This is a genomic window from Sphingomonas sp. DG1-23 (assembly GCF_030730875.1).
Taxonomy (GTDB): Bacteria; Pseudomonadota; Alphaproteobacteria; order Sphingomonadales; family Sphingomonadaceae; genus Sphingomonas.
This window is the reverse complement of the sequence record NZ_JAVAMA010000012.1, coordinates 107,844-129,575: the sequence shown is the minus strand read 5'-3', so window position 1 is coordinate 129,575 and position 21,732 is coordinate 107,844. Positions and strand designations below refer to the sequence as shown.

Below are 21,732 nucleotides of genomic sequence, written 5' to 3'. Positions count from 1 at the left end.
TTCCGGGGGACAGCGATGAAGAAATACGACGCGATCGTCATCGGCGGCGGGCATAATGGTCTGGTCTGCGCTTTCTATCTCGCGCGCGCGGGGCTGAAGGTCCGCTTGCTCGAACGGCGCCATGTCGTCGGCGGCGCTGCGGTGACCGAGGAATTCCATCCCGGCTTCCGCAATTCGACCGCGAGCTACACGGTCAGCCTGCTCCGCCCGAAGGTGATCGCCGACATGAAGCTGCACCAGCGCGGCTGGCGGATCCTCGAGCGGACGATCAGCAATTTCTTCCCGCACGAAGACGGCTATCTCAAGCTCGGCGGCGGCACCGCGCGGACCCAGGCCGAGTTCGCCCGCTTCAGCCAAAAGGACGCCGAGACCTTCCCCAAATATGAGGAAGCGCTCGAACGCGTCGCCGAAGTGCTGCGGGACATGGCGCTCAAGACCCCGCCCAATGCCGGCGGCGGCATCCGCGCGCTGCTCGCGGCGGCGCTGCAGGGCAAGCGGCTTGCAGGCATGCATATCGAGGCGCAGCGCGACGTGATGGATCTGTTCGTCAAATCGGCGCGCGATTTCCTCAATAGCTGGTACGAGAATCCGTACATCCAGGCCGCCTTCGGCTTCGACGCGGTGGTCGGCAATTATGCCAGCGTCGATACGCCGGGCAGCGCCTATGTGTTGCTCCACCACGTCTTCGGCGAAATCAACGGCAAGAAGGGGATGTGGGGCCACAGCGTCGGCGGGATGGGCGCGATCACCCGGTATATGGCCGAGGCCTGCGTCGAGGCGGGCGTCGAGATCAGCCTCGAGGCACCGGTCGCCCGCGTGCTGGTCGACGGCAACAAGGTCGCCGGCGTGCGGCTCGAATCGGGCGAGGAGATCGCCGCCGGGATCGTTGCAGCCAATGTCGGCCCCGCTCTGCTCTACCGCCAGCTGGTCGACCGCGCCGACATGACGCCCGAATTCGCCCGGCGCATGGATAATTTCAAGGCCGGATCGGGCACCTTCCGGATGAACCTAGCGCTTTCGGAGCTGCCCGATTTCACCGTGCTTCCCGGCAAGCAAAAGGCCGAGCATCACACCGCCGGGATCATCATCTCGCCGACGCTCGATTATATGGACGACGCGTTCACGAGCGCGAAGGCCAAGGGCTGGTCCGACGAACCGATCGTCGAAATGAAGCTCCCCACCTCGGTCGACGACAGCCTCGCCCCGCCGGGGATGCACATCGCCAGCCTGTTCTGCCAGCAATTCGCGCCGGTGCTGCCCGACGGCCGCAGCTGGGACGATGAACGCGAGGCCGCGGCGGACCACATCGTCGATACGGTTACGAAGCACGCTCCGAACTTCAAGGCCTCGATCATCGCGCGCCAGATCCACAGCCCGCTCGATCTGGAGCGCAAGTTCGGGCTGATCGGCGGCGACATCATGCACGGCCATATGTCGCTCGACCAGCTCTGGGCGGCGCGCCCGGTGCTCGGTCACGGCGATTATCGCGCGCCGATCGCCGGGCTCTATATGTGCGGCGCGGGCACCCACCCGGGCGGCGGTGTCACCGGCGCGCCGGGGCACAATGCCGCGCACGAGATTCTGCGCGATCGTTCGCTGATCAGGCGGCTGTTGCCGGTGTGATGCGCCCACGCCGGACCCACAGGAACACCGGCAGCCCGAGCGCAAGCAGTCCCAGCCCCCAAAGGTTCGCGCGCAGGCCGAGACCATAGATCATCCACAGCACGAACCCGGCGGCAAGCGCTGCGGCGAACGACGCCGCGCGGTCGTCGCGCAGCAGCTTGAGCGCCGCCAGCGCGCTGACGAAATAAGCGAGCATCCCCGCGGCAAGGCTGATCGTCGCGATTTCGGCGAACAAGGCGCCGGTCGAGCCGGTATAGTTGAGCGCCATCACCAGCGTCACCAGCACGCCCGAGACGAGATGCGCGCGCGCCGGAGTGCCGTGGCGGTTCTCCTTGCCGAACCATGCCGGGAACACGCCGCCGCGCGCCATCGCCCAAGGCATTTCGCCCTGCAGCAGGATGAAGCCGTTGAGCGTGCCCAGCGCGCTGATCGCCGCGAAGATCGCGACGATGATCAGCGCTCCATTGCCCCATGACCGGCCGAGAAACGCGGCAAGCGGCGAAGGTGAAGCGGCGATCACATCGGCGGGCATCATCAGCGCGATCGCGCCCGCGACGAGCACATAGACCGCGCCGGCCAGCGCCGTGCCGAGCAAGGTCACCAGCGGCACGACGCGCGCCGCATCCTTGACCTTGTCCGCCGGGACGGTCGCCGATTCGACGCCGAGAAAGCCCCAGAAGGTCAACGCCACCGCCCCTGCCACCGCGCTGGGGCCGAGCGGCACCGGCGGGTTGACCGCGATCGCCGCCCCGCCGTCGCGAAGCAGCAGCCACAAGGCCACGAGCACGATCGCCGCGAGCGGGGCGAGCTTGAGCAAGGCGGTGACCAGCTGGATGCGCCCCGCCAGTGCGACCCCGCGGATATTGACCGCGACCAGCCCCCAGATCAGTGCGAGCGCGGTCATGAAAGCCGGCGCGCCGCTCGCCAGCGCAGGAAACGGCACGCTCAGCGCGCTCACCACGGCGATCGCCACCGCGCCATTGCCCGCCCAGATGAGGATCCAGTAGCTCCACGCCACGGCGAACCCCACCGCAGGGCCGAATGCCGCATCGGCAAAGGCATAGGGCCCGCCCGCGCAGGGCAGCTTCGCCGCGAGCCGGGCGAAAACGAAGGCGAGCGCCATCGCGCCGAGGATCGTCACGCCCCAGCCGATCATCGCATTGGCGCCGAGCGGCGCGAGCGTCGCGGGCAACAGATAGATGCCCGACCCGATCAGATTGCCCACCACCAGCGCCAGCGCCGGCCAGAAGCCGAGCACGCGTCGCGGCGAGGATGCGGGGTCGCTCACGCCCCTGTTGTCACCGCAGCGGGCCTTCGCGTCCAGCGCAAAACGGGCGCTTGATCGCACGACGGCCGCGTGGTCACATCGCGCGATGCTCGCGACGCGCTTTCCGCCCGACCTGATGACCGCCGCGCTCGCGCTGCACGACAATCGGCTGCCCGAGGCCGAACGCGCGCTCAAAGACTATCTCAAGCGCGATCCGTTCGACGCCCGCGCGATCCGCATGCTCGCCGAACTCGCCGGGCGGATCGGGCGATTGAAGGATTCCGAGGCCCTGTTGCGCCGCGCCGTCGAGATCGCGCCCGCCTTCACCGCGGCGCGGGCCAATCTCGCGCTCGTCCTCTACCGCCAGAACCGCGCAATCGAGGCGCTCGAAGAGCTCGACCGGCTGATCGCGGCCGAGCCCGACCATCCCGGCCACGCCAATCTCAAGGCCGCGACGCTCGGCCGGCTCGGCGCGTTCGAGGAGGCGATCGCCTTGTACGAGCGCGTGCTCGCCGACGCCCCCGCACAGCCCAAATTGTGGATGAGCTATGGCCATATGCTCAAGACCGTCGGCCGCCAGGCTGACGGCGTGGCAGCCTATCGCAAGGCGCTCGAACTCTCGTCGACCTTGGGCGAAGCGTGGTGGAGCCTCGCCAACCTCAAGACCGTGCGCTTCGACGATTCCGACATCGCCGCGATGCAGGCCGCACAGGCCGATCCCGCGATCGGCGACGAGGATCGTTTCCACCTCGATTTCGCATTGGGCAAAGCATTCGAGGACAGGCGCGAGCCCGACCGCGCCTTCGCCCATTATGCCGCCGGCAATGCGCTGCGCCGCACCCAATTGGTCTATGATGCCGACGAGACCGAGCGCTTCGTCGACGACTGCCGCACGCTCGCCACGCCCGATTTCTTCGCCGAGCGCGCCGGCTGGGGCAGCGATGCGCGCGATCCGATCTTCATCCTCGGCATGCCGCGCGCGGGCTCGACGCTGATCGAGCAGATCCTCGCCAGCCACAGCGCGATCGAAGGCACCACCGAGCTTCCCGACCTCCCTGCCCTCGCCCGGAAAATCCCGAATTACCCGCACGGCCTCGCCGAGCTGACTTCCGAACGCGCCCGCGAGCTCGGCGAGGAATATCTCCGCCGTACCGCGGTTCAGCGACGGACCGACCGGCCGCGCTTCGTCGACAAGCTCCCCAACAACTGGGCGCATGTCGTGCTGATCCGGCTGATCCTGCCGGGCGCCACCATCATCGACGCGCGCCGCGAGCCGCGCGCCTGCTGCTTCTCCAACTTCAAGCAGCATTTCGCGCGCGGACAGGCATTCAGCTACGCGCTCGACGACATGGGGCGTTACTATCGCGACTATGTGCGCCTGATGGCGCATCTCGATCGGATTCAGCCCGGCCGCGTCCACCGGGTGGTCCACGAGGCACTGGTCGCGGATACCGAACTCGAGGTGCGCCGGCTGCTCGACGCCTGCGGAGTCGGCTTCGAGCCCGCCTGTCTAACCTTTCACGAAACCGAGCGCGCGGTGCGCACCGCCAGCTCCGAACAGGTCCGCCAGCCGATCTTCACTGGCGGCGATCGCGCCTGGCGTCCGTTCGCGAAGCATCTCGATCCGCTCGTCGCGGCCTTGGGCGAGGTCGTCGAGCGCTATCCCGACGTGCCGGCGAACTTGTAACGTTGCAGAAACATCACGGTCCGCGAAGATCGCGCGTCCCTCCCCGGCGCAGCGATTGACGACCCATGCGCCGCAGCACAGTCTCCCCGTTACATAGATGTTACGCTGGGGGCCGCGATGATCGTCTCAATGCGCCGTGCCATGATTTCCGGGCTGCTCGCTTCGACCGCCCTCGCTTTCCCGGCCATGGCCCAGACCGAGGATCCGCAAACCCCCACCAGCGATCTGCCCTCGGATCGCGACGAGATCGTCGTCACTGCGCAGAAGCGCGACGAGAATATCCAGTCGGTACCGATCAGCATCCAGGCAATCGGCACCCGCAAGCTCGACCAGCTCAACATCTCGAACTTCACCGAATATACCCAATTGCTGCCGTCGGTGTCCTTCCAGACCTCGCAACCGGGCGTCACCACCGTCTATATGCGCGGCGTCGCATCGGGCGGCGACGGCAACCATTCGGGCTCGCTCCCCTCGGTGGGCTCCTATCTCGACGAGCAGCCGGTGACGACGATCGGCGGCACGCTCGACGTCCATATCTACGACATCGCCCGGATCGAGAGCCTCGCCGGGCCGCAAGGCACGCTATACGGCGCATCGAGCCAGGCGGGCACGATCCGCATCATCACCAACAAGCCCTCGACCACGGCGTTCGAGGGGCGCGTCGATGCCGAGGTCAACACCGTCGCGCATGGCGGGCAGGGCGGCAAGATCGAGGGGATGATCAACACCCCCTTCTCCGATTGGGCGGCGCTGCGCGTCGTCGGCTTCTATCAGCGCGATGCCGGCTTTATCGACAATGTCCCCGGCACGCGCAGCTTCCTGCCGACCCCCGGCGGGATCACCGTCGACAATGACGAATTCGTCGAAAAGGACTATAACGACACCGAGACCTGGGGCGGCCGGGCCGCGCTCAAGGTCGATCTCGACGACGTGTGGACGGTCACGCCGACCGTCCTGTACCAGGAAATGCGCAGCCACGGCACCTATGGCTTCGATCCGCAGGTCGGCGACCTCGAGCTGCAGCATTTCTATCCCGAGTATCGCCGAGACCGCTTCATCCAGGGCGCGCTGACGATCGAGGGCAGGATCGGCAATTGGGACGTGACCTATGCCGGCGCCTATCTCGACCGCAGGACCGCCTCATCCAGTGATTACACCGATTATTCCGAGGCGTACGACAATCTCTACGCGTCAGTCGGCGGGCTCGCGGGCTATTTCTATTATCTCGACAATGCCGGCAATACGATCGATCCGCGCCAGGTCGTGGTCGCCTCGGACCATTTCAAGAAGACCAGTCAGGAGCTGCGCGTCGCCTCGCCGTCCACGGAGCGGTTCCGTGTCGTCGCCGGCATGTTCTATCAGCGCCAGTCGAACCTGATCCACCAGGACTATCAGATCCCCAATCTCGGCGCGGACGTTTCGGTCAATGGCTCGCCGGGCACCCTGTGGCTGACCCAGCAGCATCGCGTCGACAAGGACTATGCGATGTTCGGAGAGGCGAGCTTCGACATCTCGCCCAAGCTGACCTTCACCGCCGGCGCGCGCGCGTACATCTACGACAATTCGCTGATCGGCTTTTTCGGCTTCGGCCGGAATCCGGGAGTCGATCCTGCCGATGGGCGCCCGTACACTGCATCGCCATTCAACGCCGCGGGCAGCTCGCGCACCGGTGTCGCCAGCTGCTTCCTCGCCGACGGCAGGACGTTGCGCGACGCCTATCTCGACGGCAGTCCCACCAACACCCTGCTCCCTGCGGTCGTCGCGGGCGGCCCGTGCACCAATCTGGCGACCTATGTCGGCGGCGAGCTGCGCCCCAAGAAGACCAGCGATCAGGGAGTCACCTATCGCTTCAACCTGACGTGGAAGCCCAGCGACGGGCTGTTGTTCTACGCTTTGGCGTCGAGCGGTTTCCGGCCGGGGGGGATCAATCGCCGCGGCGACGTCGCATCCTATGCCACCGACGTTCTCTACAATTACGAGCTCGGCTGGAAAACCACGCTCGCCGACGGCGCGGTCCGCTTCAACGGCGCGCTCTATCAGCAGAGCTGGAAGGACTTCCAATTCTCGTTCCTCGGCGAGAACAGCTTCACCGTCATCCAGAACGGTCCCGACGCGCGCATCCGCGGCGTCGAGATGGACGTCAACGCCTCGCTCGGCGGGCTCAACCTGACGGTCGCGGGGTCGTACACCGATGCCAAGACCCGCGAGGATTTGTGCGCGACTCAGATCTGCATCGGTGACGGCAGCGACGTGCTCGCGCCCGAAGGCACGCGGCTGCCGATCACGCCGCGATTCAAGATCAGCAGCACTGCGCGCTATTCGGTGCCGATCGGATCGGGCCGCGGCTACGTCCAGGGATTGATCGCGCACCAGAGCTCGGCATCGTCGGACATCCGGGTGGCCAAGGCGGCGGCACTCGGCCGGATCGAATCCTATACCACCGGCAACCTCGCCTTCGGCTTCGAGCTGTCGCGGATGAATTTCGAATTGTTCGCCCAGAATATCTGGGACGAGCGCGGCCAGATCGCGCGCTTCCAGCAATGCGGCGCGTGCGACCAGCGGCATTATGTCGTGCCGATCACACCGCGTGTGATCGGGATCCGGGCCGGAACGAAGTTCTGAACCAGGGGGCCGGGGGCGGCGTTCGCGTCGTCCTCACCCCTTCACATAATCGCGCGACTGGACGATCATGATGCGTCCGCCGACGACCAGCCATTCCACATCCTGCGGCCGGTTGCCGAAGCGTTTCTGGATGGCGAGGCCGATCCGGCCGAGCTGCCGGACCAGATCGTCCGAGAGGACTGCGCGTTTCGGGTCGATCTTCACTTCCTCCACGCCTCCGTCGGGCGCGAAGTGGAGCATCACATCGTCCTGCGAACGGGTGAGGATCTGGATCGAATCGAGCTCGGGCCGGTAGAGCAATTGCTCGGCGATCTTCCTGCCCTCGACCACGCGGATGCCGATGCCGCGCTTGGCGGCGATGAAGATGCGCTGCTCGGCCGAATGCTCGTCGAACGGATCGATCGTCGTCATCACCCCGGCCGCGTCGGCGTCGACACCGACTTGCATCAGCACCGCCGCGCGCACCGCGCGGTGGTCGATTCCGGCCCGCTCGCGCGCGGCGAAGGCGCGCTCGTTCCACAGCGAACCCCACACCGTCTTGAGCGCCGCCTCGAGCGCAGCTGGCGCGGCGACGTTGGGTACGGTGTCGTAGAGTCCGGCGCCGTTGAATCCCGGCAGGTCCTCGGCATTGGTCGAGGATCGCACGAACACGCCCTTGTCACCGAGCAGGCTGTGCCGTCGGGCAAGGATCGCGGCGAGATCGGCGCCGGGCATGCTGCCGGCCGCGAAGCGCGCGCGCAATGCCGCCAGCGCCGCGCGGCGCCACGCGGGATCGTGACGCTTCGGATCGTTCAGCAGCGCCTCCACATCGGCGGCGAGGCCATTGGCGGCGACGAAGCGCTCGTAGAATGCGAAGGGCACGCTGAAGCCCGGCGGGACCGCAAACCCGAGATCGGGGCGCTTCCGCGCGAGCGAAGCCGCTTCGGCGAGATTGGCCGCCTTGGCGCCGGTGCGCGGCGCCCACTCCGCGTCCTGCTCGGTCAGCGCCGGAAGCCCGGAATAAGCGAGGTCGGAACGCGGCGCCCGGACCCGGCGTGTCGCACGGGTGCGTTCGGCCGCCCGTATTTCCGCTTCGGAAGCGAGCCGAACCGTGACCGCCCGGCCGCTCGTGTCGAGCACGACCTGCCGCCCGTTGAATTCGCCCCATAAGCGATCGGCCTCGGCACGATAGGCATTGGGGATTTGCCAGGTCTTGGCGAGCAGGCTGACATGATTGATCGGCGTGGTGAAGGTCGAGGAGACGATGCCCGCGACCGGCGGCATACGGATCGGCATCGCCTTGAGCAAGGCGATGTCGCCGGGAAGCAGGTCCGCCTCAGCGCCATCCTCGACCACGACGAGGCGCCCGACCGCGCGACCGCCGTTCAGGACGAGCTGCTCGCGCGCACCATAAGCTTCTTCGATGCCGATGACGGGCAGCCCGACGCGTTTGGCTGCCGCTGCCTGCTGATCGGAATTGGGCTTGAAGGTGAGCGGCGCGTGGAAGCTGGCCTCGAGCTGCGCCATCATCGCCGACAGCAACTCCGGCTCGATCACGTCCCCTTCCCAAAGCTCGACGCCATAGCGGCCCAGCCGTGGATAGCGCGCGACCGCGCCGAGCACGAAACGGCGGTCCGGCCGCGAATAATTGGCCGCGTTGAAGCTGTCCGCATCGGCGAGCGTGAGATAGCGCGCCTGCAGAAAGTCGAAGTGATAGAGATAGCGGCGCGTGTCGATCCAATAGACGCGCGGCGACGCGCCGCCGCGATCGATCGCGAACATCACGCGTGGGAGTTCGAAGAAGCGCCCGCCGCCTTCGGTTCGTGCCATCTTGTCGAACGCCGCATCGCTCGCGATCCGGTCGCCATCCGTGGACGCGCGATGCCCGACACTCGCCCTTTCGGGATAGGGCCCCGCGACGGAGGCCAACAATATCCCCGTGAGCGCGGCGATGGCCGGCAGCTTGCCCATCTCGCGGCTACTTCGCCCCGAGGCGTAGCTGATCCAGATCGAGCGTCGCGACCGGGATCACTTCGAGCTGCGGATATTGCTGGCGCAGCTTGCCGACGAACTGCTTTGCGTCCCCGACGACCACGATCGTGGCACCGTCCCCGGCGATCGTCCGGCGCGCCGCGGCAGCAGCGGCTTCGGGCGTGACGGCGCCGATGCGATCGCGCAGCTTCGCCGCATCGCCCGGCGCGACTCCCTGCAGCACCAGCCCGGCCAGCGCATTGGCGAAACCCGCGCTGGTTTCCGACTGGCGCGACACGCCACCCTGGACGAACGCGATCCGCTGCGCGACGGCCTCGGCATCGAGCGGCTCCCCGGCGAGCCGCTCGAGCTCCGCGACGAAGATCGCAGCGACCTCGGGCGCGCTTTCGTTCTTGGTCTGCGCCGTGGCGCTCATCATCCCCTCATCGGCGCGGGGAGAGAGCGCGCTATAGGCGCCATAGGACAATGCGCGCTTGACGCGGACTTCCTGGAACAGCCGCCCGTTCGATCCGGCGCCGAGCACTGCGTTGGCGATCATCAGATCGGGATAGGCCGCGTCGCGCCTTGCCGGGATGCGCAGTCCCGCCGCGACCGCCGCCTGCCCGGCGCCCGGCATGTCGACCACGATCACCCGCGGCTTGCCCGCGCCGCCCGCCAGATCGTTCGGGGCGGCCGGCGCCGGCCCGATGGGGTGCCAGCTGGCGAAAAGGCGATCGCCGATCCGTCGCGCCTCGGCCGAGGTGATCCCGCCGGTCACGATCAGCACGGCGTTGTCCGGCCGCCACCAAAGGTCGCGCTGCGCCACCAATGCGTCGCGGCCGATCGCGCCCAGCGAGCGTGGCGTGCCGACGCCGCCATAGGGTGCAGCGCCATAGAGGGCGCGCTGCATCACCATGTTGGCCAGCGATCCCGGATTTTTCATCGCGACCTGGAGCCGGTCGATCGTGCGGCGGCGCTCCTGCTCGAACTCGTCGGCAGGAAAGGACGCGTTGCGCGCCACATCGGCGAGGACGGCGCCCGCCGCATCCAGCGCGGCGACCGGCGCCGTGACGCGCAGCACCGTGCCGTCAGGCGCGGCATCGGCATCGATCGTCGCGCCAAGCGCCTCCAGCTCGGCGGCGATCTGCCTGCCCGAACGAGTCGTGGTGCCTTTGGTCGCGACAAGCGCCGCCATTTCCGCAACCCCCGCTTTGCCCTGCGGATCGGTGGCGGTGCCGCCCCTGAACACCAGGGTCAGCGTCGCGATCGGGACGTTCCCCGTTCGCGCCGAGACCAGCCGCATGCCATTGGCCAGCCGCGCTTCCTCGATCACCGGATTGGTCACCGGCACCGCCGCCGAAGGCGCCGGCGGCTGCTCGCGCTCGGCTTCGGGCGCCAGCGTCAGCGGCGTGCGCGCCGCCGGCGGCACCGTCGCCCAATGCGGCATCGGCGCCGGATTCCGCCAATTATCGGTTTCCCCCGCAGGGCGCTTGCTCTCGTCGAGATAGCGGAAGTCGACACGCGCCTCGGGGGCGAGGTATCGCCGCGCGACGCGCTGCACATCCGCGGCAGTCACGCGGTTGATCGCGGCGAGACGCTTGTCGGCCGCCTTGGGATCGCCGGTGCGCACCAAAGCCTCGCCGAGCGCGAAGGCGCGGCCCGACGCCGTCTCGCGATCGGCCAATGCCTCGGCCATCAGCTCGTTCCGCGCCTCGGCCAGTTCCGCGGCGCTCACCGGCGCGTCGCGCAGCCGTGCGATTTCGGCCGCCAGCGCCGCTTCGGCCTGCTCCACCGTCGCACCGGTGGCGAGGGTAACCGTCGGTGCGAGGAAGCCATTGTCCTCGACGTCGTTGAAATTGGTGCTGGCGGAGCTGGCGATCGGCCGGTCGAAGACCAATGCGCGTTTCAGCCGCGAATTGTCGCCATTGGCGAGGATCGCGTCGAGCACCGCCAACGGCGCGACGTCCCGGTGCGCCGAACCCGGAATGCGCCAGCTGCTCGCGATCAGCGGCAGGGGTACGTTGGGCGCATAGACCGTCACCGTACGCGGCGTGGTGCGCGGCTTTTCGCGCGAATCGATCGCCAGCGGCAGCATGGATTTGCGCCGCGGAACTGCCCCGAAATAGCGGTCCACCAGCAAATCGAGCCGCGCGGGATCGAAATTGCCGGCGACGATCAAGGTCGCGGTGTCGGGCCCGTAATAGGCTTCGTGAAAGGCGAGCGCATCCTCCAGCGTCGCGGCGTCGAGCTGCTCCAGGCTGCCGATCCCCGAGCGCCGCGCCGGCACATTATCATGGCTGTTGTCGTCGAGCGCCAGCCGCAGCCGGCCGTAAGCGGGCGCGAGCACGCGCTGGCGGAACTCCTCCTTCACGACGCTGCGCTCGGTGTTGAACACCTCCGCATCGATCACCGGCCGCGCCATGCGCTCGGCATGGCTCCACAACATCGTCTCGAGATATTGGGCGGGGACGGTCTCGTAATAATTGGTGCGATCGAACCAGGTCGATGCGTTGCGCACCCCGCCGACATTCTCGGTCAGCCGATTGATCATGTTGTAGGGCATGTTGCGCGTCTTGCGCGACAATATGTGTTCGAACAGGTGCGCGAAGCCCGAGCGGCCGTCGGGATCGTGCTTGGATCCGACATCGTACCAGACCTGGACGCTCACGCTGGGCGTCGTGGTGTCGCGAATGGCGATCACCCGCAGCCCGTTGGGCAAGGTGCGCTGGGTAAAGGCGATGGGCGGAACGACGATGCTGCGCGTCGATGCCGCAGTCTGGGCCTGTGCGATGCCGGGAACGGCGACAGTAGCGAACAGGAAGGCCGCAAACACGCGGCGGGCCGTTGTAGCGCGCAACACAATATCCTTTGAAACCAGCTGCGCCGAGGTAAGCCGATCCGCGACGCGGCCGCAATGCACGATGATGCGCTGGCCGGATTGTCGCGCGATATCCGTTCGACGTTTCAGGGCATCGCTGGCTATAGTGGCACGCCGTTACCGAGGGGCGGACGGGCGGAGGGCTATTTGGAAGGCGAAGCGGATCTCCGCGCAACGCTGGAGGTGATTCTCTCCTGCGAGGCCGAAGTCGCAGCCGCGCTCTTCGCGCAAGGGCGGGTTCGCGGGTTCGGACGGCGCGGCTATGTCGTACGCCAGGGCGATCTGCTCAGTACGATGTGGCTCGTGCTCGAAGGCCGGATCAAGATCGAGTCCAGTTCCTCCAGCGGCCGATCGAGCCAGCTCGCTTTGTGCGGGCCCGGCGACTGGATCGGCCAATATGCGCGGCCGGCGACCTATCTGGCGGATATCGTCGCGCTGGAGCCCTCGATACTGCTCGCTTTTGGGTCGGGCGATCTTCCCCGGCTCGCCGCGGCGCATCCCGGGCTCGGTGCCACGCTGGCCTCGTCCTTCGCACGTCAGCTCGAGAACATCACTGCCAGACTCGACGCACGCTCGACGCTCACCGCGAGAGGGCGGATCTATTCCGAATTGCTGCGCTGTGCCGGCGACACGCTTTCGATCGCGCCGCCTCCGATCGTCGCCGAACTGGCGCATGTCGCGCAGACCACGCGCGAAACCGCCTCCCGCGCGATCGCCGAGCTCGAGCGGCGCGGCATCGTCGCGCGCACCGCCGAAGTGCTGCGGATCAATTCGCCGCGTCTGCTGGCGGAGCTGGTGATCTAGGCCGCGCCGTTCCACAGGCTGAAGAACTCCACCGATCCGGCCAGCCCCGAGCTGGCCCCGGCAAGAGCGAGCCGGAAGGGCGCCCCCTTCGCCTCGAGCGCGAGCGACGCCGATCGGGTCGCGATCGGATAGCCGCGCGCCGGGATAGCCAGCAGGGCGTCGAGAGCCGCGACATCGGCCGATCCGTCCGGACAGGCGGGAATATAATCGAGTACGACATGGATATCCGCGTCCGCGCCGGCGACGAGCGCCACGGCCGTCTCCGCCGCGGCATCGAGCCTGTCCAGCATCGTGAACACCCCCCAGGGCGTGATCTGAACGGCGCTGCCGGTGAGTGCGCCGAGCCGCTCCGCGGCGGCATGTCGGCAACCGAGCAGCGCCACCGGGCGGTTCGGCGGCCCCAAAGGCAATCCGCCCGACCCGACCACACCGCCACGCACGTCCAGCCGGCGCAGGCCCGCGCGCGCGGAAGCGTCGGAATCGGCCTCGCTTCCAGCGAGGCGCAGCATGACTGCGTCGACACCGAACTGCCGCGCGCTGCGAACCGCGCATCCCAGCGCCATCTCCTCGGCGAGCGTCGTCGCGCCCATGCTAAGTCCCCCGGAGAGATCGAGAATGTCCACTCTCGCCGCCGCGGCCAGCAACGCCTCGAACCGCGCGCGCCAGGCGTAGCCCGCGGGCATCACCGAAGCCTCCACGAACAATTCCGGCGCGGCGGGCAGCACCACGTGAAGCTCCGCGCCGCGGCGAACGAACAATTCGGCGACGACGATATCGAAGCCGGCGGCCAGCGCACCGACGGCGATACCCGCCCCGGTGGTGGCGATCGCCGCCTCGATCGCTGCCTCCAGCTGCGTGTCGCCGGCCGCGACGCCAATCGGCCCGGCGAAGTGGACCGGCGACGGCGGACGCCACGCATCGAGCCATTCGGCCGCCCTGCCCTGCTCTGCCAGGATCATGCGAAACTGACGGATCGTGACCGCATGATCTTCCCATGCGCGTGGCGTACCCGTAACCGCATCGCGCAACGCCGCCTCCGCCGCGTCCTTGCGATCGAGCAGCAGCAGCGCCTCCGCGCGGGTGGCGCCGAGCCAATAGGGCGTGTCGGGCTCGTGCAGGCCGCTGTCGAGAAGCTCGAGCGTCTCGACAGCAAGGCGTGCCGCACGATCCCGCCGGCCGCCAAGCAGCGACAGAGTCGCGGCATTAATCAGCGGATAGGTCGCGGGCGAAAGCCGCGCCGCCGCCTCGTAAGCCTTGGCCGCCTCTGCCAGCAGCGCGCTCCGCGTCGCGCCGGCGGCCGCGCCGGCGGCATCCTTGAGCAGGCGGCCCTTGAGCGTCAGCGCGGACGGGTCATCGGTCCGCCGATCGAGCCCCGCGGCGGCGAAGGCCGCGCGCGCCGGTGCAACGGCTCCGGCACGCGCCAGCGCGAGAACGTCGGCAATCGAGTCGGTCAAACCGAACACCTTCCCCTGGGACCAGATACGCCCCGTATCAGCATGAACATAACCGTCTCGAGCCGCAGAGTCTCGCGGCCGCGCTCTATCAGGTGCAAGCGGAACATCGTCCGCGTCTCCGGGATCACGGTATCGGCGGCCCCAGATTCTCGCCGGTCGGATCGATGATGACCGTCAGGCCGTCGGTCGAACCGGCATATCGCACGCGCATGACCAGATCGAAGCAATATTCCTCCCTGTCATCCTGTCCGAAGGGATCGCCATTAGCTTTTCGCATACAATTGATCATGACCAGCGCCTCGCGCTCGGTGACGCGCCCTCCGCTGGTCATTGCGATCTTGAACTTCGAAGGCTTGGTGAACGCGAAATCGTGTTTGGCGTATTGCTTGCCGTTCTTTTCGGCGTGGAAAGGCACGATCGGCATGCCGGATGGGTCTTCCAGATACGGCCAGTGCACATCGTCCATGTAGAAGACGATATAAGAATAACGCCGGGGAAACTGGAAGCCGGAGAGTCCGTAGCCCAGATGCTCGTATCTGCCGTCGCGGTCCGGCTCATCGATGCGGCCATAGCCCGCCATATCCCGGGCGTACCAGCCGAGCGAGCCGGGAATGTCGGGATTAGTCTCAGGACTGATCGGCTGACCTGCCGTGCCGCGGTGGAAGAAGCGTTCCGCGACAAACGCCCCGTTAGTATTGATGCGCATGTAAAAGAACGCAATATGCAATACATCCTTCGCGGCGGCGAAATCCGTAAAACTCTCGGGGTGCACTACCGGCGGCTCGATGGTCAATCTTGCGATCGCCTGCTCATCAGTTTCTATAGTCATTATTTGCCTCCATTAGCCATCGCACTTTCGATACGCAGGAGAACCGTACGCCACTGCTGATTGTCCGGCTCGATCGTCATGAGCCTGGTCATCGCCCGGTGCGCCGCCGTTAGTTGCGGCCGCGCTTCCGCTGGTCGGCGGAGCATCACGAGATTCCAGCCGACTCCGAGTTGCGCCTTGGCGACGCGGAAGCGGGCGGCGTTGCTGGCGGGATCGAGCGCGGCAATCTTTTCGCGGCTCGCCAGCTCGCGCCGGCGCTCCTCGAGCGATCGGGCATAATCGCCGGCAAGGTAATGGCTGTCGGCGAGCCAGGCGCGCGCATTGGCGATCTCGCCGATTATCTCCGGATCGTCGGGGCGCTTCGCCGCCGCCTTGCCGAACCAGTCGAGCGCAGCCACGATCCGGCTCCGGCCGAAATCGGGCCCGGCCTTGCGGAGCGACTGGAGCTGGCCGAGATTCATCTGGCCATATCCCGCTTCCATCAGATATTTGGGATTTTCCGGCGCGACTGCGACCAGCCGCCGGGCCAGCGCATCATATTCGCGGTAACTGGCCAGCGCCTGCCGCCATGCCTTGCGACGTTCCCAGACCCGCCCGACCCAATATTCGCTCTGCGCATGTGCGAAGATCGCGGCGGGCTGCTGTGGCCCGCGCGTGAGAGTCGCAGCAGTGGTGCGATGCGCTTCGTCGAACTTCGCGAGCGCCGCATCGAGCCGGTCGCGCTTCTCGTCGTCCTCGCCCATCGCCAGCAGCACGCGCGCACGCCGCTCGAGGCTGGCATCGGGCAGGCGCTGCAGATCGCCCTGCGCCGAATAATATTCGAGCGCACGGCTATTGACCGCGTCCATGACGCGGAAGCGGCCATCGCCTATCAGCTCCTTTCTCAGATCGGTGAGCATGAACTCGATCAACCTTTCCGCGTCCGCTCGCTGGCGCTCGGTCTCGGCCTGGGCCCGGAGAGCGACGACCAGCAGCGCACTCATGGCTAGCGCAAGCAGCACGGCGCCGAGCGTGACGGCGGTCACGCGACGCAATTGCCGCTGCGCGTCGCGCTGGACGAGCGCATCGAGCGGCAAGCCGGCGAGCCCTGCGACGATCTTGAGGAATGCCAGCCGCGGACCGTCGCCCTCGCGCCGGAAATCGGCGGCGAGGGGTTCGGAATCGCCGGCGCGCAACGCTGCCGGCAATGCTTCGCCCGGTTCGCCGCGCACGTGCGCGACGAGGATCGGCGAAGCGGGGTGCAACGCGCGAAACAGGGCGATCTCGCGATCGACCCAGCGCGAGCGCACCGCGTCGGGGGAAGCGACCACCACCAACGCCGACGAAGCCGCGATCGCGTCGCGCACCGCCTGCGACAGATCGACCGCCGCGGACAGATCGGCGCGGTCGCGGAAGATCGGACCGATCCGACCCGTCGGCTGCCCGGGCAAAGGCGAAACCTGATCCGCCAGCCGGCGCGGCAACCGATAGGCCTCGAGCCGCCGCTGGAGCCGCGCGGCAAAGGCGCGATCGGCGTGACAATAGCTGACAAATGCCCGAAACGGCTTGATCGAAGTCATCGAAAGTCCCCCCGGTCCTGGCCCCCGGCAAGACGATGCTCTGAAATCCCGGCTCCTTAAATATTAAATTTGGCAGGGGCGCCGGTCGACCGGGTTCGCTCCCGAACCCCGCCGCTTCGCGCTATTCCGCCAAGGCCTTGCGTCCGCGATCGACATGCATGCGGTGGGTGCCGGCGAGCTGGACGGTGCGGGTCTTGATCGTCTGCAGGAACGTCCATTCGCCGGTGACCCGGCGCGGGGTGATGTCGATCACCATATAGCCACGCCGGCTGGTATCCGCCCATTTGAGCTCGGGATTGGCGGCGACGAAGCCTTGGGCGACCAGCTTCGGATCGGCCGCCATATTACCCTCCATCCCGCTTGAGGTGACGGCGTGACCGGCGAACTCGACACCGGCGGGACGGCCGTCCTCGACCAGCGAATATGCCCAGGCATTATGGCTGTCGCCCGAGAGCATCACCAGATTGGCATCGGCCTGCTGCGCCGCCGCAAGGAGCCGCGCGCGTGCCGCGGGATAGCCGTCCCAGCGATCCATCCACATCGGCAGGCCGAGCCGCGCGGCGCGGGCGTTGTCGCGGAAGCTGGCGACGGTCTTCGCGCTGGCATCGGGACGGAGCCAGTCGACGGCGTTCTGCGGCATCACCGTCCGTCCGAGGATCGTCGCCATGCCGAGCAATTGCCACGCCCCCGAGCGCGCATCGGCCTTCATCGCATGCGCCAGCCAACTCTCCTGCGCCGAGCCGAGCATCGTCGCCGAAGGGTCCTGCCAGATGCCGTCGCGGAACGCCTTGAGCGCGGCATCTGGATCCGCGGCACGGAAGGCGGTGCCGATATCCGCCGGTCGAGTGCGTCCCAACAAGCGGGATTCGGTGCGGTAGAGCGTCGCGAGCGTACCGATCGGATAGGCTTTCCACGGCTCGTCCGAGACCGGCATCCATTCGCGATAGACCTGCATCGCGGCGGCGCGGCGCAGATTCCACTCGCCTTCCTTGGCCGGCTGATGGTTCTGCGCGCCGCCTTCCCAGCTGTCGTTGCTCGATTCGTGATCGTCCCAGAACGCGACCATCGGCGCCATCTGGTGCAACCGCTGGAGATCGGCATCCGCACGGTAGCAGGCATAACGCATGCGATAATCGGCGATGGCGAGGATCTCGCTACCCGGCGCCAGCACGCGCCCGGCGAGCACCCGCACGTCGGTCGCGGCCGGCGTGCCATATTCGTAGATATAGTCGCCGACATGCATCCAAAGATCGAGATCCTCGCGCGCAGCGGCATGGGCATAGGCGTTGAACCAGCCATAAGGCAGGTTCGAGCAGGAGAAGACGCCGAGCCCGAAACGCGCAACATTGCCTGCCGGCAAGGTTTTGGTGCGTCCGACCGGGGACTTGCTGCCGTCGGGGGCGACGAAGCGATACCAATAGACCGTTCCCGGCCTGAGCCCGTCGAGCGTGATCTTCACGGTCCAGTCGCGCCACGGACCGGTCTGCACGCTTCCGCCCGACACGATCCTGGCGAAACCCGGATCGAGCGCGATTTCCGCATCGAGCCGCACCGCGCCGTCGCCGGCCGCGGGCACGTAGCGCGTCCACAGCAGCATCGAATCCGGCCCCGGCTCGCCGCTGGCGACGTTGTGCGTGAATCCCTGCGCGCCGAGCAGCTGCGCGGCGAGCCCGCGTCCCGCCGGAAGCGCGAGCCCGGCCAGCCCGAACCCTCCGGCGATCAGGCTGCGACGATCGATATGCAGAACCATGTTGGGGTTTCCCGTCGCGTTCGAGTTCAGAAGCTGCCCTTGATCCCGACGTTCCACATCGAGCCGTAGATGCTGTATTGCTGCACCCGGCCGGGGACGTTCGAATAGATCACGTCGGGCGCATTGAAGAGGTTGCGGCCCGCGATCATCACTTCGAAATTGCGGTCTATCTTGTAGCTGGCGCTCAGGTTCCACAGCTCGCGCGGCGCGTGATAAAGGATGCCGTTGTTCGCCGTGGTGGGCGTGTTGCTCAGCGCGCTGGTGCGATATTTGTCCTGCCAATTGCCGGTGAGCTGCAGGTCGAACCCGGCATAGCTGTAGCGGAAGCCCCAATTGGCCGCCTTTTTGGGCATGTTCACCCGCTCGCCATCGGGATCGATCACGGTCAGCGAGGCCCGCATGCCGAAGCCCTTGAGCGCGCCCGGCAGGAAGCTGAACTGCTGGTCGTATTCGAGGACCACGCCCTCGTTGGTGCTGATCCCCGGGGCGTTCTGGGCGCTGCGGAAGATGTAGCCGGGATAGTCGCCCGAACTATAGCCGACATCTTCGGGATCGACGGTGATCCCGGTGACCTGCATGTCCTTGATGTCGAGCCGGTAATAGGAGACCCCGAGCACGCCCGAAGGCTCGAGGAAATATTGCAGCCCGGCGTAATATTTGGTCGAATGCTCGGGCTTGAGCAGGGTGTTGGGCACGCTGACGATCTGGGTGTCATCGTTGACCGAGACGACCCCGCCGAGATTGCCGTAATCGGGCCGCAGGATCGATTGGCTATAGGCGAACTGGCCGACGAGATTGTCGGTGAAATCATATTTGATCCCGCCGCTCAGGAACCAGTCGTCATATTCGCCCCGTCGGGTCGAATAGGTACCCCCGTTATACTGGTAGAGCAGGCCCTCGACCGTGCCGACCGATAGCCCGGCGGCAGTGACGTCCTTGACCGGGCGGATATTGGCGACCCGTGCCCCGGTTTTGGTCTTTTCGTAGCGCAGGCCGAGATCGAAGCGCGCCCGGCCGGTGCGGGCCTGAAGCTCGAAATAGCCGGCGAACACATCCTCCGTGACGCGCTTGTTGTTGTCGAGATCGCGCTTGAGGTTGCCGACGGTGTCGGCGACGAAATATTCCGGGTGCGCCGCGAAGATGTCGTAGACCGCGTAGTTGCTGTCCGCCCGCCAGTTCTGGTCGTTCATGTTGCCGGCATCGAAGCCGTGAATCTGGAATCGATAATTCTGCGTCCACGGGATCACCGCTTCGGGCGCCTTCTGGGTGATGTCGCCGGTGGGGCCGACATATTGAAACTGGTTGAACGAACCTTCGTTGGTGCGCCAGTCGTTGCGACGCAGTCCTGCGCCGGTAAGCGCAATGAACGGCACGCCGGCCAGGTCGAACTTCTTCTTCACGTCGAGATTGCCGCCATACATTTCGTTGACGGCGTTGGATTCGGACGTGCGGATGTTGTTGCCGATATCGTCGTCGCGGTTGAAGCTGGTCGGGTCGCTCCATGGGCGGCCGGCGGTCTGGGTCAGCGTCCATGCGTTGGAATCGGTCGACGGGCGGTCGAGCGTGAAGCCTATCCGGGTCAGATAGCTGTCGGTGCGCTGGAAGAAGCCCTTCGAATTGTCGCGGAAATTGAATTCCGAGCTCGAATAGCTGCCGCGCAGCACCGCCTCGAGGCTGTCGTCCTTATATTCGAGCTTGGGCGCGATCAGCCACGCGGGCGTGCCGGCATAACGGTGCGAATACTGAGTGTGCAGCCGGGTGTTGGTCCCGTTCGGATTGACCACGATATGCGTTCCGGTCGAATCCGCAGTGGCGCGGGTCGTCGTCGTCGTGCCGAAGATCAGGTACGTGTACTGGTTGAAATATTCGACGTCGTAGAACGAATAATTGCTGCGCAGCGACAGCGTGATCTTGTCGCTGGCCTTATAGTCGAGGCTCAGATTGGCCGCCCGGCGGCTGGTGAATTTCGGGCCCGGCCGCCACATCACCTGATAGGGAATGACGCGTCCGCCCGGCAAATACGACCAGTCGGTCTGGATGCGGTCCTGCTGGACGTAATTGGCATTGTAGCTGGCGTTGAACGCCACGCCGAGCGTGCCGTCCAGAAACACGTCGGCATAGCCGATCTGCGCCGAGGGATAGATGCGGGCATGTTTCTTGTCGTCGGGGAAATAGGCCGATGACAGGCCCGAATCCGACGTGCCGACCCCGCCGAGCTGGAAGCGTAGCAGCCGACCCTTGCGCTGAAACGCGTATTTGCTGCGCAGATTGATGCTGCCGCCGGGGGAATCGGCATCCATGCTCGCGGTCAGCGTGTTGTTGAGCTCGATCGAATCGATGCCGGTGATCGACATCTGCTCGAACGAATTCTGGCGGCCGTTATTGTTGTTCGACGTCGCGGTCGCCATCCGGGCGCCGTCGGTGGTGAAGGTCGAATATTTCGGGTCGAGCCCGCCGATGCGCACCGCGGTGGCGTCGACCTCGGTATAATCGAGCGAAATGCCCGGCATGTTCTTCATGAACTCGCCGACATCGCCCATGGTGAGCGCGCCGAAATTGTCGGCTGCGACGACGTTCTTGGCGTTGGGCGCGGCGCGGCGCTCCATGATCGCGCTGGCCTGGCCCGAGCGCACCGCGGTGACCACCAGCTCGTTCTCGTCGGCCAGATCGGCGGTGTCGGAAAATGCCTGGAGCTGGACGTCGAGCATCGCGACTTGCCCGGCCACCACGTTGGCGACCAGCCGGGTCTCCTGCAGGCCGGTGTAGCGCACCACCACCGTCGCTTCGCCCGCCGGCACGCCGGTCAGCCGAAAATCGCCGTCATCCTCGGACAAGGCGTCGATCGCCGTGCCCTCAATGCGAATCTCGGCGTTGCGGACATATTCGCCGGTCGCGGTGTTGAACACGCGGCCGCGGACGCTGCCGGTGCCCTGCGTCTGCCCTGCCCCGGTCGAGGCGCCGGCGGACGAGCGCAGGGTGATGATCTGGCCGTCGTCGGAGTCGATCCGCAGCGGCGTCCCGGCGATAAGGCGGCGAAGCGCGGCGCGAACCTCCATCCGACCCTTGACCGCAGGCGTCGAAATGCCCTGCAGGTCGCGCGCAGGCGCGACGATCTGAACCTGCGCCTGCCGCGCGAGTTCGGGAATGGCGCGTACCGCCGGCTGCGCCGGCACATCGAAAATGCGCTCCTGCGCGGCAACCGGCGCCGCGATGACGAGCGCGACCATGGCTGCGCCGCAGCGAAGGACAGGACGAGATTGCATTTGGCGGACCCCCAATGTGTCGCGCTGTTCGCGACGTTCGCGGTTG

At 66.7% G+C, this 21,732-nt stretch carries 12 protein-coding genes; 4 read left to right on the top strand and 8 right to left on the bottom strand.

The features are described from left to right. Window positions 1–15: 15 nt before the first annotated feature. Window positions 16–1,623 carry an NAD(P)/FAD-dependent oxidoreductase gene (locus tag Q9Q95_RS17950; protein WP_306098522.1) on the top strand — a complete coding sequence of 536 codons (1,608 nt, stop codon included), beginning with the start codon at window positions 16–18 and terminating at the stop codon, window positions 1,621–1,623. Here the strand turns inward: Q9Q95_RS17950 and Q9Q95_RS17945 are convergent. Continuing rightward, entirely contained in the window at window positions 1,601–2,911 is a 1,311-nt protein-coding gene (locus Q9Q95_RS17945) for an amino acid permease (protein WP_306098521.1), read from the bottom strand. The genes Q9Q95_RS17950 and Q9Q95_RS17945 overlap by 23 nt on opposite strands. Before the next feature lie 85 nt (window positions 2,912–2,996). Between Q9Q95_RS17945 and Q9Q95_RS17940 the strand changes: the two genes are divergently transcribed. Continuing rightward, window positions 2,997–4,577: a sulfotransferase gene (locus Q9Q95_RS17940; RefSeq protein WP_306098520.1), complete on the top strand. Its 1,581-nt coding sequence runs from the start codon at window positions 2,997–2,999 to the stop codon at window positions 4,575–4,577. Window positions 4,578–4,718: 141 nt separating this feature from the next. Then, a complete protein-coding gene (locus tag Q9Q95_RS17935) occupies window positions 4,719–7,199 on the top strand; it encodes a TonB-dependent receptor (protein ID WP_371876804.1) in 2,481 nt (826 codons plus the stop codon). 33 nt (window positions 7,200–7,232) lie between these two features. On the opposite strand, the gene Q9Q95_RS17930 is transcribed toward Q9Q95_RS17935, so the two are convergent. Both Q9Q95_RS17930 and Q9Q95_RS17925 read right to left on the bottom strand, forming a co-directional pair. Beyond that, a complete protein-coding gene (locus tag Q9Q95_RS17930) occupies window positions 7,233–9,149 on the bottom strand; it encodes a PEP/pyruvate-binding domain-containing protein (RefSeq protein WP_306098518.1) in 1,917 nt (638 codons plus the stop codon). A gap of 7 nt (window positions 9,150–9,156) precedes the next feature. Further along, window positions 9,157–12,006, bottom strand: coding sequence for a pitrilysin family protein (locus Q9Q95_RS17925; protein ID WP_306098517.1), 2,850 nt, complete (start codon window positions 12,004–12,006; stop codon window positions 9,157–9,159). A 168-nt stretch (window positions 12,007–12,174) separates the two neighbouring features. On the opposite strand from Q9Q95_RS17925, the gene Q9Q95_RS17920 reads away from it, so the two are divergent. Further along, window positions 12,175–12,831 (top strand): Crp/Fnr family transcriptional regulator, encoded by a 657-nt coding sequence (locus Q9Q95_RS17920; RefSeq protein WP_306098516.1) that lies wholly within the window; start codon window positions 12,175–12,177, stop codon window positions 12,829–12,831. Here the strand turns inward: Q9Q95_RS17920 and Q9Q95_RS17915 are convergent. From Q9Q95_RS17915 to Q9Q95_RS17895, 5 genes are all read right to left on the bottom strand, one after another. After that, window positions 12,828–14,285 (bottom strand): tetratricopeptide repeat-containing protein, encoded by a 1,458-nt coding sequence (locus Q9Q95_RS17915; protein ID WP_306098515.1) that lies wholly within the window; start codon window positions 14,283–14,285, stop codon window positions 12,828–12,830. The two genes, Q9Q95_RS17920 and Q9Q95_RS17915, sit on opposite strands and share 4 nt — an antisense overlap. Before the next feature lie 124 nt (window positions 14,286–14,409). Continuing rightward, on the bottom strand, window positions 14,410–15,114 hold the full coding sequence (locus tag Q9Q95_RS17910) for a hypothetical protein (RefSeq protein ID WP_306098514.1): 705 nt from the start codon (window positions 15,112–15,114) through the stop codon (window positions 14,410–14,412). Beyond that, window positions 15,114–16,673, bottom strand: coding sequence for a TIR domain-containing protein (locus Q9Q95_RS17905; protein ID WP_306098513.1), 1,560 nt, complete (start codon window positions 16,671–16,673; stop codon window positions 15,114–15,116). The genes Q9Q95_RS17910 and Q9Q95_RS17905 overlap by 1 nt, the downstream gene beginning before the upstream one ends. A 121-nt stretch (window positions 16,674–16,794) precedes the next feature. Beyond that, window positions 16,795–18,423 (bottom strand): alkaline phosphatase, encoded by a 1,629-nt coding sequence (locus tag Q9Q95_RS17900; protein ID WP_306098512.1) that lies wholly within the window; start codon window positions 18,421–18,423, stop codon window positions 16,795–16,797. Between the two features lie 26 nt (window positions 18,424–18,449). Beyond that, entirely contained in the window at window positions 18,450–21,650 is a 3,201-nt protein-coding gene (locus Q9Q95_RS17895) for a TonB-dependent receptor domain-containing protein (RefSeq protein WP_306098511.1), read from the bottom strand. Window positions 21,651–21,732: the final 82 nt, after the last annotated feature.